This window comes from Bacillus sp. Medicinal_06 (genome assembly GCF_056711665.1).
This window is the reverse complement of the sequence record NZ_JBWYHD010000021.1, coordinates 17,901-37,052: the sequence shown is the minus strand read 5'-3', so window position 1 is coordinate 37,052 and position 19,152 is coordinate 17,901. Positions and strand designations below refer to the sequence as shown.

The window sequence follows — 19,152 nt, the reverse complement described above, 5'->3', positions numbered from 1 at the left end:
GGGAGGTTTCATCTTCCATTGATTATCAGCTCCTATCAATCGGGCTTTTACAGTCAGTTGTCTCCCACCTACATCCTTTGCTTTTACTGAATTTTGAGGTGGAGGGTCTTACTGCACATAATAGCGTGATAAACAATAAAAGGACAGCTCAATTGGAGCTGTCCTTTTTGTCACCTTTTCCACTCTGGATTCATACGTTAAGAACAGAAGATGGTTAGTGAGATGGCCTAATGAGTTTGGAGGTAGGATAATGGCTGTACATGTGGGAGATTTAGTAGAACGACATTCGTATAATCGAGATATTCTTTTTCGTATTACAGAAATAAAAGGTGAAATTGCAATATTGTTTGGAGAAGAAGTTAGGCTCATAGCAGATGCACCGCTTGAAGATTTAATTATCATTGATCAGCGTGAGTATAAAAAAAGAGCAAAGCGTGAAAAGGAAACGATGGAGCAAACATATCGTTTGTTTCATCAGGACTACGTTTTGATGAAGCAACGTCACGAACATAATTCTACAGGTGGATATACGAGTGAAGTTAATTATTTTCAAATGCCAGGTAGGGTTTTGCATGTAGATGGAGACCCATTATATTTACGGAAATGTTTAGATCTATATACAAAGATAGGTGTTCCAGTTCAAGGGATACATTGCAAAGAAACAGAAATGCATGAAAAGGTAGTCGATTTAATCGATCATTTTCGTCCAGATATTTTAGTAATTACAGGACATGATGCATATACAAAATCAAAAGGAGTTATGGGAGATTTAGCAGCTTACCGTCATTCTCGGCATTTTGTACAGGCTGTTCGGGAAGTACGGAAAAAATATCCTTCTTTAGATCAACTTGTTATTTTTGCTGGAGCATGTCAGTCTCATTTTGAAGCTTTAATCCGAGCTGGTGCTAATTTTGCTAGCTCACCATCGCGTATTAATATTCATGCATTGGATCCAGTCTATGTAGTGGGAAAGATTAGTTTTACTTCATTTATGGAACGAGTAAACGTATGGGATGTTGTTCGAAACACCATTACTGGGCAAAAAGGTCTCGGTGGTATTGAGACCCGGGGACTTTTACGAACAGGGTTACCTTTTCAATATTATGAAGAGTAAGCAAGGTATATATGTACCTTGCTTTTTTTAGGATAACTTGGTAAAAGGTGTACCTTAAACAAGGATTTGTAAGTGTTTGGATAAAAAAAGATAGGAACGTACAGACTATATAATGATACTTTTACAATATAGTAATTCTTCTATCTATTCGAACGCATTAGGTTTTGCGAAGATATTGTCCGTTACGTATAGGCAATGACTGGGATAGATATATCATGTATTTATGTATTCACTCTAAATTACAGCGAGGTGTAGCAAAGTATATGTCAAAACGTTTAGATGAAATAAAAAGTGAATTAGATCATCATCTTGGGAAGCGCCTTATGTTAAAGGCGAATAGTGGAAGAAGAAAAACAGTGGAGCAATCAGGGGTACTAGCAGAAACATATCGTTCTGTTTTTGTGGTACAGTTAGATCAACAAGAGGATACGCTGCAACGTGTGTCCTATAGCTATGCAGATGTTTTAACGGAAACGGTGGAATTAACATTTTATGATGACCCTCAGAACGAGGTTATTTTAGGATAACGCCCCAGTGTATTACATATATTCCCATAAATAAATAAGTCCGTTTTTTTGTAAACTAATTGTACCGTAGCAAAATAAGGAGGGACCCTGCATTGAGTAGACGAAGAGGAGTCATGTCAAATCAGTTTAAAGAAGAGCTTGCAAAAGAGCTTGGATTTTATGATGTTGTTCAGAAAGAAGGATGGGGCGGAATTCGTGCGAAAGATGCTGGTAATATGGTGAAACGGGCCATTGAGATTGCAGAGCAACAATTAATGAAACAAAACCAGTAGTTGTAAGATAACTTCTATGCTACGGTAGCCGAGGAGAAATTCCTCGGCTTTTTGCACGCTAAAAGGCACTATCATTTTGCATAAGTAGTTTCATTCTGAATGCTTTTCGTTATAATTAGGGAAGTGTCATCGTCTTACTATAAATTTATGGTAAAATAAACGATAAAAGATTGAGTACATAGAGTGGGTGAATAGATTGAAGCTACTAGTGAAAGCACCAGCAAAGATTAATCTGTCGTTAGATGTACTAGGGAAAAGACAAGACGGCTATCATGAAGTAAAAATGATTATGACAACAATCGATTTAGCAGATCGTTTAGAGCTAACGGAGTTATCAGAAGACCGCATTGAAATTGTGTCCCATAATCGGTATGTCCCAGACGACCAGCGAAATTTAGCTTATCAAGCAGCGAAATTATTAAAAGAGAGATTCGGGGTGAAGGAAGGCGTATCTATTTCGATTGAAAAAACAATTCCAGTGGCAGCAGGATTAGCAGGTGGAAGCAGCGATGCAGCAGCTACATTACGAGGACTTAATAGGTTATGGAATTTAGGGTTAAAAATAGATGAACTAGCGGAACTTGGAGCAGAAATTGGATCTGATGTATCCTTTTGTGTATATGGTGGAACAGCAATTGCTAAAGGAAGAGGAGAAAAGATTGAACATATAAAGACGCCTCCTTCTTGTTGGGTTATTTTAGCTAAGCCTCACATTGGTGTATCTACTGCTGACGTATATGGGAATTTACAATTAAATCGTGTTACACATCCAGATGTAGAGCAGATGGTTGAATCCATTAATAGCGGCGACTATAAAGGAATTTGTAGTGCTGTGGGGAATGTACTAGAAGATGTAACGTTTAAGATGCACCCTGAAGTTGCACGCATTAAGGCACAGATGAAGCGTTTTGGTGCAGATGCAGTTTTAATGAGTGGTAGTGGACCAACTGTATTTGGATTGGTACATCATGATTCAAGAATGCATCGTATTTATAATGGCTTAAAAGGATTTTGTGAACAAGTATATGCAGTACGTTTATTAGGAGAGAGAGAAACTCTTGAATAAAGACGTATAATAAGTTATGATTTGGTTAGAATATTCGTGATTTGGGGTGAGAGTGTGAAAATTAGACGGAGTACAAGACTAGTCGATATGACTTACTATTTATTGCAAAATCCTCGTCAGTTAGTTTCTCTCACTTTTTTTGCTGAACGGTATCAGTCAGCTAAGTCCTCTATTAGTGAAGATTTAGTTATTATTAAGCAAACGTTTGAACAGCAAGGGGTCGGCACATTGCAAACGATACCAGGGGCAGCAGGAGGAGTGAAATATATACCATATATAAGTGAAGAAGAAGCAAATCTGATTATTAATGATCTATGTAGTTTATTTGAGAATCCAGATCGCATTCTTCCAGGTGGATACTTATATATGACGGATCTTTTAAGTAATCCGCGTTATATCAATGGAGCGGGTCGCCTATTTGCCTCTGTATTTGCAAAACAACCAATTGATGCGGTTATGACGGTAGCAACAAAAGGGATTCCGCTTGCATATGCGGTAGCAAATTATTTAGATGTACCTGTGGTAATTGCAAGAAAAGATAATAAGGTAACAGAAGGGCCTACAGTTAGTATTAACTATGTATCAGGTTCATCTAAGCGCATTCAAACAATGACTTTAGCAAAACGTAGTCTTCCGGAAGGTGCTAATGTTTTAATTGTTGATGATTTCATGAAGGCTGGTGGAACAATTCAAGGCATGATTAGTATGTTAGAAGAGTTTAATGCCAACGTTATTGGAATCGGTGTATTAGTAGAATCAACAGATATTGAAGAAAGACTTATTAATAACTTTGTTTCTTTAATCCGTTTATCAGAAGTAGATATTAAAGAGAAAACAATTCAAGTGGAAAAAGGGAATTACTCACTTGTACCATTTGAAGAAGGGCTTGTAGAAGCTGAATAAAAAGGTAAAGCATATGCTTTATCTTTTTTTGTAAATGAAAGTGCTAGTAGGCGGTAAGCCTTTTCTTATATAAATCCTTTCTGTTTTAGGTGGAAGCGGTCAGCACCTTTTCCTATCCCATGCCAAGTGAAAATAAAGAGAGAACAAATTCAGATGATTTTATGTTCTTATTGGCAGCAACTTGTATGTTGAAAAGTCAAAAGGGGTTTATGTAACTAAAGTTTTACCGCCTACTAGCAAGGTACATTCTATTTGTTTTAGAATAGGTGAACGAAGTTCGTAGGGGTAAATTATTTTTGAAATTAACAATAAAAGGGTGAGAAAATATGAAAGTAGTTCAAACAAATCAAGCACCACAAGCAATTGGTCCATATTCACAAGGAATTATCGTAAATAATATGTTTTATAGCTCAGGACAAATTCCATTAACAGCAGGTGGAGAACTTGTAACAGGTGATGTAAAAGTACAGACAGAACAAGTATTTCAAAATTTACAGGCTGTATTAGAGGAAGCGGGAGCGTCATTTGATACAGTTGTAAAAACCACTGTATTTTTAAAAGATATGGATGATTTTAATGATGTAAACGAAGTGTATGGAACATATTTTTCCACACATAAACCAGCTCGTTCTTGTGTACAAGTTGCAAAATTACCGAAAGATGTTTCCGTGGAGATTGAAGTAATCGCCCTTATAAAATAAGTATTTGTAAGCGATAACGTTAATAAATTCTTATATTCCACTAAGTTAAAAATTTTTATCTTAAAAATTTTTAAAAAATTAGAGGAAAAATAGAAAATTTGTGGAATTTATACAAACATATCGCTTATTTAGAAAAGGGTGGTGAACACAAGATGGAAGTGACTGACGTAAGATTACGCCGCGTAAACACAGAAGGCCGTATGAGAGCGATTGCCTCTATTACTCTAGACCATGAATTTGTTGTTCATGATATTCGTGTAATTGATGGCAATAATGGATTATTTGTAGCAATGCCAAGTAAACGTACTCCAGATGGAGAGTTCCGTGATATTGCACATCCGATTAATTCTAATACACGCTCTAAAATTCAAGATGCGGTTTTAACTGAGTATCACCGTTTAGGCGAGTTAGAAGAAGTTGAGTTTGAAGAAGCTGGAGCTTCGTAAAATTCGAATAAAAAGAGCTCGAATAAAAAGAGCTCTATAATTTTGTAACAAACTCCTGTAAACACTTACAGGAGTTTGTTTTTTTAGTTGTAAATCCATTTCGATCTTCTAGCACCTAATTTCCGGCTGTGAAAATAAAAGAAGACCTCCACTCGTTTACTCCGTTTGTTTTCATATGGCATGAGATCCAAAAAGACCCCAACCGCTACTATGCAAGGGCGGATGCTCTTTCCCACCCAAAAAAGAAAGGTTTTATATTTATTTTGAATAAAACCTTCAGCTAATTAAAGCTTCAATGTATTCCCCACGTCATATGTAAAATCCTAATTTCTTTAAAATCATTCGAAATAGTATATCTTATTTCCTAAAAAAAGATACTAAAGAGTAAAACATCTTATAAGAAGTATGGTAAAATTTAATAGTTATGCTGTGTTTCTTGAAATATATAGTGATTTAGGATAATATCTTTAATGGATAAATAGGTTGCGATGGAGGGTCTATATGTCAAACAGATTTGCAGTGATTCTAGCTGCAGGTAAAGGCACGCGTATGAAGTCCAAGCTATACAAAGTGCTTCATCCTGTATGTGGAAAACCAATGGTACAGCATGTAGTCGATCAAGTATCTCAATTAGGATTGCAGAAACTTGTAACGGTAGTTGGACATGGTGCTGAAAAAGTGCAAGAACAACTAGGGGACGTAAGTGAATTTGCATTACAAGCAGAACAACTTGGTACAGCGCATGCTGTTGATCAAGCTGCTGATGTACTTGCAAATGAAGAAGGAACAACTTTAGTTATTTGTGGTGATACACCACTTATAACAGCTGAAACAATGGAAGCATTGTTAAAGCATCATGAAGAAGCAGGGGCTAAGGCGACAGTGCTAACGGCATACATAGAAGAACCTGCTGGATATGGCCGTATTGTGCGTAATGAACACGGTCATGTTGAAAAAATCGTTGAGCATAAAGATGCAAATGAAGTAGAGCTATCTATTAAAGAAATTAATACAGGTACGTATTGTTTTGATAATAAAGCACTATTTGCTTCACTTTCTAAAGTTTCAAATGATAACGTACAAGGTGAATACTACCTTCCGGATGTTATTGAAATTTTGAAAAATGAAGGTCATATTGTATCAGCTTATCAAACGGAGCATTTTGATGAAACGTTAGGTGTTAACGACAGAGTCGCTCTATCGCAAGCGGAAATTATTATGAAGAATCGTATCAACCATAAGAACATGGTGAATGGTGTTACAATTATTGATCCAAGTAACACATACATTTCTGCGGATGCAATTATTGGTAGTGATACAGTTCTTCATCCAGGAACGATTATTGAGGGTAAAACTGTAATTGGTTCTGATTGTGAAATTGGTCCACATACAGTAATACGTGATAGTGAAATTGGAGACCAGACAACAATTCGTCAATCTACTGTACATGATAGTAAGATTGGTACGGAAGTTTCAGTCGGACCATTTGCACATATTCGCCCAGATTCAGTTATTGGTGACGAAGTACGCGTTGGAAACTTCGTGGAAATTAAAAAGACTGTTTTTGGTAATAGAAGTAAAGCTTCACACTTAAGTTATATCGGGGATGCACAAGTTGGAGAAGACGTGAATCTTGGTTGTGGTTCAATTACGGTGAACTACGATGGTAAGAATAAATTCAAAACGGTTATTGGAGATGGCGTATTTATTGGTTGTAATTCAAACCTTGTTGCTCCTGTAACAGTTGAAGATGGTGCTTATGTTGCGGCAGGATCTACAATTACAGAGACTGTTCCATCAAAAGCATTATCAATTGCGCGTGCACGTCAAGTTAACAAAGAAGACTATGTTGATCAATTGCTGAATAAGAAAAAATCATAATGTGGAGGGTTAATCTAGATGTCGACTCAATATCTAAATTCTAATTTGAAAGTATTCTCTTTAAACTCTAATAAGGAACTTGCTGAGCAAATTGCAAAGCATATTGGAGTAGGGTTAGGGAAATGTTCTGTTGACCGTTTTAGTGATGGAGAAGTTCAAATTAACATTGAAGAAAGTATTCGTGGTTGCGATGTATTCATTATTCAATCTACAAGCTTCCCAGTAAACGAACATATCATGGAATTACTTATTATGATCGATGCCCTAAAGCGTGCATCTGCAAAAACAATTAATATTGTTATTCCTTATTATGGTTATGCGCGTCAAGACCGTAAAGCGCGTTCTCGTGAACCAATTACATCGAAACTTGTAGCAAACTTGCTTGAAACAGCAGGTGCAACTCGTGTAATCACTCTAGATTTACATGCTCCACAAATTCAAGGGTTCTTTGATATTCCAATCGACCACTTAATGGGTGTACCGATTCTTTCTGATTACTTTGAGACAAAAGGTCTTAAAGATATCGTAATCGTATCTCCTGACCACGGTGGTGTAACACGTGCAAGAAAAATGGCAGATCGTCTAAAAGCGCCAATCGCTATTATTGACAAGCGTCGTCCTCGTCCGAACGTAGCGGAGGTTATGAACATTATTGGTAATATCGAAGGTAAGACAGCAATTTTAATTGATGACATCATTGATACAGCTGGTACAATTACATTGGCAGCAAACGCTCTTGTTGAGAACGGTGCTTCTGAAGTATATGCTTGCTGTACACACCCAGTTTTATCTGGACCAGCAATTGAGCGTATCCAAAACTCAAATATTAAAGAGTTAGTTGTAACAAACTCTATTGTATTACCAGAAGAGAAGAAAATTGATAAAGTACACGAGCTTTCTGTTGCTCCATTAATTGGAGAAGCAATCATTCGTGTTTATGAAGAAGAATCTGTAAGTGTATTATTCAATTAATTGGATAGAATGAGACGTAACCAAAATTGGTTACGTCTTTTCGTATCGTAAAAAGAAAGTAGTGGTACAAGAATGAAATTAATAGTAGGACTTGGGAACCCAGGTAGAGAATATGAATTAACAAGGCATAATATTGGGTTTATGGGAATTGATGAGCTTGCGAAACGATGGAACATTTCCTTAAACGAACAAAAGTTTAAAGGGATGTATGGTTCAGGTTTTGTTAATGGTGAGAAGGTAATTTTATTAAAGCCACTTACGTATATGAATCTGTCTGGAGAAAGCATCCGTCCGCTTATGGAGTACTATAAGATTGATGTAGAAGATTTTGTTGTCATGTATGACGATTTAGATATTCCAGTAGGTAAATTGCGCCTTCGTATGAAAGGTAGTGCAGGCGGTCATAATGGTGTGAAATCGACAATTGCTCATTTAGGTACGCAAGAATTTCAACGTATTCGTATGGGAATTGATCGTCCGAAAAATGGTATGAAGGTAGTGGATTATGTATTAGGGCGTTTCACAGCAGAAGAGCTGCCAGAGGTAAATCAATCCATTGAAAAAGCTGCGGATGCATGTGAAGAGTGGTTAAAGAAACCATTTCTTCAAATTATGAATACTTTTAACAGTTAATGTTCTAATTTGGAATATTTTATGATGTTTTTATCCATACTAGTAGTAATTGTACGTTTAGGAGGATAGTATGGAAGGACATTATTACTGTAGACATTGTGGAGGTAACGTGGGTTCCATCACCGCAGAAAAGGTATACAGCAAAGTTTTATTTCAACTAACAGAGCAAGAACGATTGGATATGATTCATTTTCATGAAAATGGAAATATATATATAAAAACAATCTGTGAGTCGTGCCAAGAAACGCTCTCATCTTATCCAGAGTATTATGAGTATGAAAAATTTCTGCAATAAAATGTTGTCGCTTTGGCATGTCCAAAGCATTTTTCTGTTTTCTTTTTCCAAAATATTTGCATAAAAATATATTAACTTGCTCTTTTATGTTGAGAGGAGTTTTGAAAATGATAGGGTTATTAGAGCAATTTTATAAAAACAAAGAAATACAATCCGTTATTAATGGACTAGAAGAAGGATTGAGGGAACAGCTTGTATCAGGTATGGCAACTTCTTCTCGTTCTTTATTAATGGCTGCTTTATATAAAAAAACAAAGCAGTCACAGCTTGTTGTTACACACAATTTATTTCAAGCACAAAAAGTATATGAGGATTTGGTTTCATTACTTGGTGAACAGGATGTATGGTTATATCCAGTTAATGAATTAATTGCGTCGGAAATAGGGGTTGCAAGTCCAGAACTAAAAGCACAGCGTATTGAGGTTTTAAATCGTTTAGCAATGGGTGAGCAAGGCATCATTGTTGTCCCGGTTGCTGGTTTACGTAGATTTTTACCAATAAAAGAACTATGGAAGCAAAAGCAGATTGAAATTAATCTAGGGCAAGAGATTGATTTAGATGCATTGCTTCATACGTTGCATCATATTGGATATGAACGTAAATCAATGGTAGAAGCACCTGGGGAATTCAGTTTACGTGGGGGAATATTAGATATTTACCCGTTAACTGAAGAATTACCGTTTCGTATAGAATTCTTTGATACAGAGGTAGATTCTATTCGCTCATTTGATGTAGAAGAACAGCGCTCTCAAGATAAAAGGGGAAGCGTGAAATTTGGTCCTGCGACGGAATTTTTATTTTCAAAAGATGAACTAAAATTAGGAGTGGAGCGTCTTGAAGAAGGTTTAATGAAGACGATGCAGAAGCTCTCTGATGATAAAATCAAGACAGCGGTGCTTGAAACGGTTAGTCATGAGATAGAAATATTGAAAAACGGACAGACCATAGAGCAAATGTTTAAATATTTATCTATTTTTTACAAAGAACATGCTAGTCTAATAGACTATTTACCTGAGAATGGTGTTGTTATTTTAGATGAAATTTCGCGTATCCAAGAAACGGCATCACATCTTGAGACAGAAGAAGCAGAATGGTATACATCGCTTCTAAGTGAAGGAGCAATTATTCAAGATCTGGTGTTCTCACACAAATTTGAAGAGTTTCTACATCATAAAAAAAGAAGCTTTGTATATTTAACATTATTTTTACGCCATATTGCACATACGCACCCGCAAAATATTGTGAATGTAACGTGTAAAACAATGCAGGACTTTCATGGACAAATGCAGTTGTTAAAAACAGAAATTGATAGATGGACTGAAGGGAATTTCACGACAGTTGTATTAGGGACAGACGAAGAGCGCGCAAAAAAATTACAGTATATTTTAAGTGATTATGATATTGAAGCAGATATTATAGAATCTACAGATATATTACTGCCTGGTCGCCTTCAAATTGCTGTAGGTGATTTGCATGCAGGATTTGAAATGCCGATGCAAAAACTTGTTGTGATTACAGAAAAAGAGCTGTTCCATAAGAAAGTAAAAAAATCACAACGCAAGCAAAAACTTTCAAATGCAGAGCGTATTAAAAGTTATTCAGAGTTAAAAGTTGGAGACTACGTTGTTCACGTCAATCATGGTATCGGTAAATTTTTAGGAATTGAAACGCTAGAAATTAATGGTGTCCATAAAGATTATTTGAACATTAAATATCAAGGTAACGATAAGTTATATGTGCCAATTGAACAAATTGATCAAGTACAAAAATATGTAGGATCCGAAGGCAAGGATCCGAAAGTTTATAAACTTGGTGGGAATGATTGGAAAAAAGTTAAAACGAAGGTAGAAAAATCTGTACAAGATATTGCAGATGACTTAATTAAATTGTATGCAGAGCGTGAGGCTTCAAAGGGATATGCATACACGCCGGATACTGCGGAGCAACAGGAATTTGAATCATCTTTCCCATATCAGGAGACAGAAGATCAGTTGCGTTCTATTGAAGAAATTAAGAAAGATATGGAACGTGGTCGTCCGATGGATCGACTTCTATGTGGTGATGTTGGATATGGAAAAACGGAAGTTGCCATTCGTGCAGCGTTCAAAGCAATTATGGATGAAAAGCAAGTTGCAATTTTAGTACCGACAACGATACTTGCACAACAGCACTATGAAACGATTAGAGAGCGTTTTCAAGACTATCCAATTAATATTGGATTGTTAAGTAGATTCCGTACTAGAAAACAACAAAATGAAACAATTAAAGGTTTGAAAGATGGAACAGTTGATATTGTTATTGGAACACATCGTATTTTATCTAAAGATGTAACCTATAAAGATTTAGGTTTGCTAATTATTGATGAAGAACAACGATTTGGTGTTACGCATAAAGAAAAGATTAAACAATTGAAAGCGAATGTTGATGTATTAACATTAACAGCAACGCCAATTCCACGTACGCTTCATATGTCTATGCTCGGTGTAAGGGATCTATCTGTTATTGAGACACCACCAGAAAATCGTTTCCCAGTACAAACGTATGTGGTTGAGTATAACCCGGGGTTAATTCGAGAAGCGATAGAACGGGAACTGGCAAGGGGCGGCCAAATTTATTTCTTATATAACCGTGTTGAAGATATTGAAAGAAAAGCAGATGAAATCTCTATGTTAGTTCCAGAGGCACGTGTGACGTATGCACATGGGAAAATGAATGAGAGTGAATTAGAGTCTGTCATGCTATCGTTTTTAGATGGGCAGCATGATGTTCTTGTAAGTACAACGATTATTGAAACAGGTGTTGATATCCCTAATGTCAACACATTAATTGTATTTGATGCCGATCGTATGGGATTATCACAGCTTTATCAGCTTCGTGGGCGCGTTGGTCGTTCAAACCGTGTTGCTTATGCATACTTTGCGTATAAGCGTGATAAAGTGTTATCAGAGGTCGCTGAGAAGCGTTTACAAGCAATTAAAGAATTCACAGAACTTGGGTCAGGATTTAAAATTGCAATGCGAGATTTATCCATTCGTGGCGCTGGTAACTTGTTAGGAGCTGAGCAACATGGATTTATTGATTCCGTCGGATTCGATCTATACTCTCAAATGTTAAAAGATGCGATTGAGCAGCGTAAAGGAACACAAGGAATTGAAAATACGATTGATGTTGAAATTGATTTAGAAGTGGATGCATACTTGCCAGACGCTTATATTTCAGATAGTAAACAAAAAATTATGATGTACAAACAATTTAGAGGTGTCTCTACGATTGAAGATATTGAAGAATTACAAGAAGAAATGATTGATCGTTTCGGAGACTATCCGCAAGAAGTTGGATATTTATTACAAATTGCAAATATTAAAGTATTAGCAACGAAAGAACAGATTGAGCTAATTAAACAAACAAAATTTGAAGTAACGTTTTTATTCTCAGAACAAGCAAGCCAAAATATTGATGGTGGAAAATTATTTATGCTTGGTAATAGTTTTGGTCGTATGATTGGGCTTGGTATGGAAGGTTCTCGTTTGAAAGTTGTTATGAAAACGAATGGATTAGAGACATCAAAATGGTTAACAATCGCTGAAAATTTATTAAAAGGTTTGTCTGACGTGAAAAAAGAAGTAATAAATGCCTAAAACAAAATAAAAAATGCAATTCGACGTGCATAGAAGAACTAATGTGTAAAATACTATGTCTAACAGTTGGTGATTTTTACATGAACAGGTAAATTCACCACTTTCATCATCAGTAGAAAGTGAGGCAGCATTAGAATGAAAGCAACTGGAATCGTACGTCGAATTGATGATTTAGGTAGGGTAGTAATTCCGAAAGAAATTCGTAGGACCCTTCGTATCCGAGAAGGGGATCCGCTAGAAATTTTTGTTGATCGCGATGGAGAAGTTATTTTGAAAAAATATTCTCCGATTAGTGAATTAGGTGATTTTGCAAAAGAGTATGCAGATGCTTTATACGATAGTTTAGGACATAACGTACTCGTATGTGATCGCGATTCTATTATCGCTGTAGCAGGAGTATCTAAAAAAGAATACTTAAATAAAAGTGTTGGCGATTTAGTGGAAAAAACGATGGAAGATCGGAAATCTGTTGTTATGACAGATGAAAGTGAAATATCGATTATTGATGGTGTAACTGAAAAGGTTAGTTCTTATACAGTTGGACCAATCGTTGCAAATGGAGATCCAATTGGAGCTGTTATCATCTTTTCAAAAGAAGAAATTATAAGTGAAGTAGAGCATAAGGCAGTAAATACTGCTGCAAGTTTTTTAGCGAAACAAATGGAACAGTAATTTTTCTTAATTATAATATTTTTTTATGAAAAGGAATTTTTTTCGGAAAGTAGGATTGTATTTCATTAAAAGGTAGCATCTTGCTACCTTTTTTAATTGTATAAATCTAAAAAGAAGCCTGTTTTTTTCTTTGTGATATAATACGAGGGATGAGAATAGGAAAAGGAGTTTTCTCGTATGGAAGCGAAGAAGTATCAAGCTTTTTGGCGCGGGGCTATTATATTAACGATTGCAAGTTTTGTTACGAAAGTATTAAGCGCTTTTTACCGTATTCCATATCAAAATATAGCGGGGGATATTGGTTTTTATATTTATCAACAAATTTACCCGTTTTATGGATTTTGTTTAATTTTAGCTACTTATGGTTTCCCTATTATCATTTCTAAGATGGTAGCGGAGCGTTTGGAACAAGGAAAGCAGGAAGAAGCAGAGGAGATTATTTGTGTTTCTTTTTGGTTTTTATTAGGAATCGGTTGTATAGGTTTCTTTACATTGTTTTTTGGTGCTCACACGATTGCATCACTCATGGGCGATGCAAATTTAGATAAACTGCTAAGAGTTATTTCATTTTCGTTCTTGTTAATGCCCTTTTCATCTGTTGCACGAGGGTATTTTCAAGGGTTTAACAATATGATGCCGACAGCTGTATCACAAGTTATTGAACAAACGATTCGTGTGTCCATTATTGTGTTTCTATCGTTGTTCCTCATCGCACATGAATTTGATTTATATACAGTTGGAGCAGGAGCGATGTTGGGATCGATTGTAGGTGGGATTATCGGTATAATCGTACTTTTGTTTTATATGCGATATAATTTTCGTTCTATTTTCTTGCAAGGATGGAAGAGGATACAAGATAAGAAAGAAATAATTCGAATCCTTTTTTGGCAAGGACTAGCTATTTGTGTTAGTAATTTAGTCTTAATTTTTATGCAAATGGCAGATTCCGTTTCGTTTTATACATTGCTTATTCAAGCAGGAGAGCCGGCAGAAATTGCAAAAGTATTAAAAGGTGTTTATGACAGAAGTATCCCACTTATGCAGCTTGGTACAGTTGTGACGACTTCATTTTCCCTTTCGCTTATTCCAATTATTACAGCAGCAAAAGAAAGAGGAGACCGTCTGTTTATTCAACAAAAGGTGCGGTTAGCGATGAAGATAACTTTTGTGATTGGAGTTGCGGCTGCATTAGGATTAGCGTGTATTATTAAGCCGGCAAATATTATGTTGTTTGAAAATAGTGAGGGATCAGCTGTATTAGCTATTTTAGCTGTTTCTATTTTATTTAGCTCCTTATCCATTACAACAGCTTCCATTTTGCAAGGGCTTGGTCAAACTGTAAAACCAGCATTGTTTGTTGTATTTGGAGGGTGTCTGAAATTATTGTTCAATTATATGTTAATGCCGCAATTTGGTGTAACTGGTGCGGCGATTGCGACGGTAGTTTCTCTCATGGTTATTGCTTTGTTAAATAGTGCTTTACTTATTCGAATTGTAGAAGAACCACTCATTCATAAACAAGGTATATTTGGTGTAACGATAAGCGGATTAGGAATGGTCGTTATGTTAATGTTATTTATGCGTATTTATGAAGGGTTTGGACTAGCGAGTGATGAAGGTTATAGAGGATTAGCTGCAATTGAAGCGCTATTAGGCGTAGCAATTGGCGGGTTGGTATATCTATTTTTAATTATGAAATTAAGTGTTTTTACAAAAAAAGAATTAGGGACTGTTATGAAGCAAGAAAAAGTGCAAGTTTCATTGAAGAAGAGCGGATAGAGGTGACTGGTTGTGAGTGGAATAATTACGATTTTAGGATTAGGTGCTGGTGAATTAGATCAGCTGACAATAGGTGTGTACCGAAAGATAAAAGAAGCAGATCATATGTATGTGCGTACGAAAGAACACCCCGTTATTGAAGAGTTAGAAAAAGACGGGGTAAAGTATACAGCTTTTGATGATGTATATGAGGCGCACGACACATTTGAGATTGTATACGAAACAATTGCAAATACGTTAATAGAACAAGCGCAAGGTAAGGATATTATATATGCTGTACCAGGACATCCACTTGTTGCAGAACGAACTGTTCAACTACTCTTACAGAAAGGAAAAGAAAAGCAAGTTGAGGTGAAAATTGAAGGTGGACAAAGCTTTTTGGATCCGATGTTTGCTAGTTTAAAAATAGATCCAATTGAAGGGTTTCAGCTTATTGATGCAACTTCATTTGAACGTGGACAATTAGAATTACGCCAACACTTAATTTTTTGTCAAGTATATGATGCGTTCGTTGCATCTGAGGTTAAGCTGACATTAATGGAGATGTTACCTGATGAGTATGAAGTATACATTGTAACAGCTGCGGGAACATCGTTTGAGCAAGTGAAGAAAGTACCGCTCTATATGTTAGATCATGAAACAGAGTTGAATAACTTAACGAGCGTGTACATACCTCCTGTTGTCGAGCGTGCTTCTTTATATCAAAAATTTGATGTGCTAAGGGAAATCATTGCTGAGCTTCGTGGGCCAAATGGTTGTCCATGGGATAAAAAACAAACGCATCAATCTTTAAAGAAATATTTAATCGAAGAAGCATATGAAGTGTTAGAAGCAATTGATGAAGAAGATGATGATCACTTGATTGAAGAGCTTGGTGATGTGCTCTTGCAAGTTATGCTTCACGCTCAAATTGGAGAAGATGAGGGTTGGTTCTCCATTGATGACATTATCCGAACGCTAGTTGAAAAAATGGTGCGTCGTCATCCACATGTATTTGGAGGTATAGATGTGGAGAACGCGGAAGAGGTTGTTTCAAACTGGGAAGAAATTAAAAAACAAGAAAAAGGACATGTAAAGGAATCTGTTTTAACAGGAATTCCAAAAAGTTTACCACAATTATTGCGTGCGTATGAAATTCAGAAAAAAGCAGGAACAGTTGGCTTTGATTGGGATGATGTACAGCCAATGATGGAGAAAGTTTTTGAAGAATTGAAAGAGTTTGAGCAAGAAGTTGCAAAGATGGATAAGGAAAAAATGTTAGGTGAATTTGGAGATTTACTATTCGCCTTCGTTAATGTCGCTCGCTACCACAAATTGAACCCAGAAGAGGCCCTTCATAAAACAAATGAAAAATTTATGAGTCGTTTTATATTCATGGAAGCGAAAGTAGCTGAAATGAATAAGGAGATGCAGGAGTTAACGTTAGAGCAAATGGACGCTTTATGGGAAGAAGCAAAACGGATAGAGAATCAATAAGGGGGAAATGAGATGCGCTTAGATAAATTTTTGAAAGTATCACGTTTAATTAAAAGAAGAACGCTGGCAAAAGAAGTAGCTGATCAAGGAAGAATTACGATTAATGGGCAAGCTGCAAAGGCAAGTTCCGACGTGAAGGTAGATGACGAACTAACAATTCGTTTTGGACAAAAAGTAGTAACTGTAAAAGTGAACGAATTAAAAGAAACAACAAAAAAAGAAGATGCAGCTAACATGTATACAGTAGTACGTGAAGAGAAAGTGAAAGCAGAAGAAGGCTTGTTCTAAATTATTTCCTTCCCTCATACATTATTTACTAGATCGTATAAAGCTATGGGGGGATTGACGTGAATAATAGTTACTCAACTATGTCTTCTAACCAACAGAATGTTTCTGTAGAACATGATATTGTTATGCGTGGTAGACGTGTAATAGATATTACTGGTGTAAAACAAGTAGAGAGTTTTGATAGTGAAGAATTTTTGTTAGAAACTGTAATGGGTTTTTTGACAATTCGCGGTCAAAACTTACAGATGAAAAATTTAGATGTAGAAAAAGGTATAGTATCCATTAAAGGGAAAATTAATGAGATTTTGTACATTGATGAGAATCAAGGGGAGAAAGCTAAAGGGTTCTTTAGTAAGTTATTTAAATGAGTTTAACAATTCAACTGTATACAATGCTTTCCATGATCGGAATGGGTGCTTGGGTTGGAGCAGCATTAGATACGTACCAACGCTTCTTGCAGCGACCCAAGCGCAATCGTTGGATTGTATTTATATATGATATACTGTTTTGGATTGTCCAAGCACTGTTTGTCTTTTACGTATTGCTCATTGTAAATGAAGCTGAATTACGTATATATGTTTTTGTAGCTTTGCTTTGCGGTTTTGCTGCATATCAAAGCTTATTGAAAGCAGTGTACATGCGAGTATTGAATTTTCTCATTTATGTTTTTGTGCAAACGGTACAATTTTTTATTAAAATTGTACAGCTACTTATGATAAAACCTGTTATTATTATAGCGCAGCTTATTATTGCTTTTATATTATTTTTATTTCGTATACTATCTTCAATTGGGAACGTGTTGTGGAAGTGTTCCGGATGGATATTACTTTTTGTATGGAAAGTTTTTTTCTGGCCTGTTCGATTTCTTACTTTGCTCATATGGAAACTTCTCCCTAACCGTGTTAAACTTTTTATAAAGAGATATGTGGGATTACTGCAACATACAAAGAAATTGAAGAATTATATCGTTCACATCTGGGAGCGTATAAAAAAGAAGTTAGGGGGACCTCGGAAATGAGGGAACTGAGGCAAAGATTGATTGAAGAGCAGAGTCCAAATTCTGCCAAAAAACATATAATACAAAAGAATGAAAACAGAAGGCGATTATATCGCCGTTTAGCCGTTTTTTTTGTTTTTGCTTTTACAATTATTGCGAGTATTAGTGTGACGTTTTATCAGCAAAATAGTTCCATTAAAGCAAAAGCAGCAAAGGTTGAAGAGATGCAGCAAGAATTAAATTCATTAACAAAGAAAGAAAAAAAACTAAAAGATGATGTTCAAAAGTTGAATGACGAAGAGTATGTTTTAAAGATTGCTAGGAGAGATTATTTCTTCTCTGGAAAAGGGGAGATAATTTTTCCTGTTTCTAAGTAGGTCGTGTCTTATTGACACTATATTTTAGGATTATATATAATAAAGTAAAATTTGACTTTTTAATCACTAAGGAGGAGCATTTTTTTTATGTCAATCGAGGTAGGCAGCAAGTTACAAGGTAAAGTAACAGGTATTACAAATTTTGGGGCTTTTGTGGAGCTGCCAGAAGGCTTAACGGGTCTTGTTCATATTAGTGAAGTTGCTGATAATTATGTGAAGGATATTAATGATCACTTAAAAGTAGGCGATCAAGTAGAAGTAAAAGTTATTAATGTTGAAAAAGATGGGAAAATTGGTCTATCTATTAAAAAAGCGAAAGAACGTGTAAGAACAGAAGGAGATCGTCCACGTGGCGAATATCAACGTGGTGGGGATCAACAACGTTCTGGACGTCCACAACGCAATCGTTCTTTTAACAGAGATAACCGTGGTGGCCGTGATAATGGTGGCAATCAAAAAGAAACGTTTGAGCAAAAAATGGCACGCTTTTTAAAAGATAGTGAAGATCGTCTAACTTCTTTAAAGCGTAATACAGAATCTAAACGTGGTGGCCGTGGCGCTCGTCGCGGATAATAACGTTTTATTCTTAACATATAGAGAGGTGCCCGGAGTAATTTGCTCGGGGTGCTTTTTTATGTAAATAAGCTTATTTAAAAAAGAATAAAAAAACTTTTTAAAACGTGTTGACTTTACAGTGTATTTGATATAAGATACTAATTGTCCGTTAAATAAGACGACATGGCGGTGTAGCTCAGCTGGCTAGAGCGTACGGTTCATACCCGTGAGGTCGGGGGTTCGATCCCCTCCGCCGCTATATTTATTTTAACGGCCCGTTGGTCAAGTGGTTAAGACACCGCCCTTTCACGGCGGTAACACGGGTTCGAATCCCGTACGGGTCATCTAAAAAGATCATGCATAGCGCATGATCTTTTTTTGTTAAGAAATTGTAAATGGGTACAAAGCTTCTACAAAAACACCCTTTATTTTTAGAATTTTCTAATATTTTGAAGGACCTATGTTTAACAACTTGTATATATATAGGTTTATTTTGAATAAAAAGTCGAACGATTATGTAGGTTTGAACTGTTGTTTTGACAAAAATCCCAATAATCATC

Annotated in this window: 20 protein-coding genes and 2 tRNA genes; all 22 read left to right on the top strand. The window is 36.0% G+C overall.

Translation table 11 applies throughout. From position 1 onward, the window contains the following. The first annotated feature begins 250 nt into the window (after positions 1-250). Complete coding sequence (gene yabG, locus AC1M36_RS26360) at positions 251-1,114, top strand: sporulation peptidase YabG (protein ID WP_336454068.1); 864 nt, start codon at positions 251-253, stop codon at positions 1,112-1,114. 263 nt (positions 1,115-1,377) lie between these two features. Next, entirely contained in the window at positions 1,378-1,641 is a 264-nt protein-coding gene (gene veg, locus AC1M36_RS26355; RefSeq protein ID WP_018767332.1) for a biofilm formation stimulator Veg, read from the top strand. 92 nt (positions 1,642-1,733) lie between these two features. Continuing rightward, complete coding sequence (gene sspF / locus AC1M36_RS26350; protein WP_001985066.1) at positions 1,734-1,913, top strand: acid-soluble spore protein SspF; 180 nt, start codon at positions 1,734-1,736, stop codon at positions 1,911-1,913. A gap of 196 nt (positions 1,914-2,109) precedes the next feature. Continuing rightward, positions 2,110-2,979, top strand: a complete 870-nt coding sequence (gene ispE / locus AC1M36_RS26345; protein ID WP_479846406.1) for a 4-(cytidine 5'-diphospho)-2-C-methyl-D-erythritol kinase — start codon at positions 2,110-2,112, stop codon at positions 2,977-2,979. Positions 2,980-3,033: 54 nt separating this feature from the next. Next, complete coding sequence (gene purR / locus AC1M36_RS26340) at positions 3,034-3,882, top strand: pur operon repressor (protein ID WP_336454066.1); 849 nt, start codon at positions 3,034-3,036, stop codon at positions 3,880-3,882. Positions 3,883-4,208: 326 nt separating this feature from the next. Next, positions 4,209-4,583 (top strand): RidA family protein, encoded by a 375-nt coding sequence (locus AC1M36_RS26335; protein ID WP_336454065.1) that lies wholly within the window; start codon positions 4,209-4,211, stop codon positions 4,581-4,583. Positions 4,584-4,735: 152 nt separating this feature from the next. After that, positions 4,736-5,029 (top strand): septation regulator SpoVG, encoded by a 294-nt coding sequence (spoVG, locus tag AC1M36_RS26330; protein ID WP_000454042.1) that lies wholly within the window; start codon positions 4,736-4,738, stop codon positions 5,027-5,029. Positions 5,030-5,530: 501 nt separating this feature from the next. Next, on the top strand, positions 5,531-6,910 hold the full coding sequence (gene glmU, locus AC1M36_RS26325; protein WP_431613439.1) for a bifunctional UDP-N-acetylglucosamine diphosphorylase/glucosamine-1-phosphate N-acetyltransferase GlmU: 1,380 nt from the start codon (positions 5,531-5,533) through the stop codon (positions 6,908-6,910). 18 nt (positions 6,911-6,928) lie between these two features. Continuing rightward, complete coding sequence (locus AC1M36_RS26320) at positions 6,929-7,882, top strand: ribose-phosphate diphosphokinase (RefSeq protein ID WP_017154389.1); 954 nt, start codon at positions 6,929-6,931, stop codon at positions 7,880-7,882. A gap of 72 nt (positions 7,883-7,954) precedes the next feature. Next, positions 7,955-8,515 (top strand): aminoacyl-tRNA hydrolase, encoded by a 561-nt coding sequence (pth, locus tag AC1M36_RS26315; RefSeq protein WP_336454063.1) that lies wholly within the window; start codon positions 7,955-7,957, stop codon positions 8,513-8,515. A gap of 70 nt (positions 8,516-8,585) precedes the next feature. Then, entirely contained in the window at positions 8,586-8,810 is a 225-nt protein-coding gene (locus AC1M36_RS26310; RefSeq protein ID WP_241818412.1) for an anti-sigma-F factor Fin family protein, read from the top strand. A gap of 107 nt (positions 8,811-8,917) precedes the next feature. Next, positions 8,918-12,448, top strand: a complete 3,531-nt coding sequence (mfd, locus tag AC1M36_RS26305; RefSeq protein WP_479846405.1) for a transcription-repair coupling factor — start codon at positions 8,918-8,920, stop codon at positions 12,446-12,448. Positions 12,449-12,583: 135 nt separating this feature from the next. Next, on the top strand, positions 12,584-13,120 hold the full coding sequence (gene spoVT, locus AC1M36_RS26300; RefSeq protein WP_174102909.1) for a stage V sporulation protein T: 537 nt from the start codon (positions 12,584-12,586) through the stop codon (positions 13,118-13,120). 177 nt (positions 13,121-13,297) lie between these two features. Continuing rightward, positions 13,298-14,899, top strand: coding sequence for a putative polysaccharide biosynthesis protein (locus AC1M36_RS26295; protein ID WP_479846404.1), 1,602 nt, complete (start codon positions 13,298-13,300; stop codon positions 14,897-14,899). Between the two features lie 12 nt (positions 14,900-14,911). Further along, positions 14,912-16,375, top strand: a complete 1,464-nt coding sequence (yabN, locus tag AC1M36_RS26290; protein ID WP_336454060.1) for a bifunctional methyltransferase/pyrophosphohydrolase YabN — start codon at positions 14,912-14,914, stop codon at positions 16,373-16,375. 12 nt (positions 16,376-16,387) lie between these two features. After that, positions 16,388-16,663: an RNA-binding S4 domain-containing protein gene (locus tag AC1M36_RS26285; RefSeq protein WP_017154396.1), complete on the top strand. Its 276-nt coding sequence runs from the start codon at positions 16,388-16,390 to the stop codon at positions 16,661-16,663. Positions 16,664-16,722: 59 nt separating this feature from the next. Beyond that, positions 16,723-17,031 carry a sporulation protein YabP gene (yabP, locus tag AC1M36_RS26280; RefSeq protein ID WP_336454059.1) on the top strand — a complete coding sequence of 103 codons (309 nt, stop codon included), beginning with the start codon at positions 16,723-16,725 and terminating at the stop codon, positions 17,029-17,031. Continuing rightward, complete coding sequence (gene yabQ, locus AC1M36_RS26275) at positions 17,028-17,681, top strand: spore cortex biosynthesis protein YabQ (protein ID WP_336454058.1); 654 nt, start codon at positions 17,028-17,030, stop codon at positions 17,679-17,681. Before yabP ends, yabQ begins: the two co-directional genes overlap by 4 nt. After that, entirely contained in the window at positions 17,678-18,037 is a 360-nt protein-coding gene (divIC, locus tag AC1M36_RS26270; RefSeq protein ID WP_336454057.1) for a cell division protein DivIC, read from the top strand. The genes yabQ and divIC overlap by 4 nt, the downstream gene beginning before the upstream one ends. A gap of 87 nt (positions 18,038-18,124) precedes the next feature. After that, a complete protein-coding gene (locus tag AC1M36_RS26265; RefSeq protein WP_017154400.1) occupies positions 18,125-18,610 on the top strand; it encodes a S1 domain-containing RNA-binding protein in 486 nt (161 codons plus the stop codon). Between the two features lie 167 nt (positions 18,611-18,777). Beyond that, a tRNA-Met gene (locus AC1M36_RS26260) sits at positions 18,778-18,851 on the top strand. Positions 18,852-18,864: 13 nt separating this feature from the next. After that, positions 18,865-18,936: transfer RNA gene (locus AC1M36_RS26255), tRNA-Glu, on the top strand. Positions 18,937-19,152 lie beyond the last annotated feature (216 nt).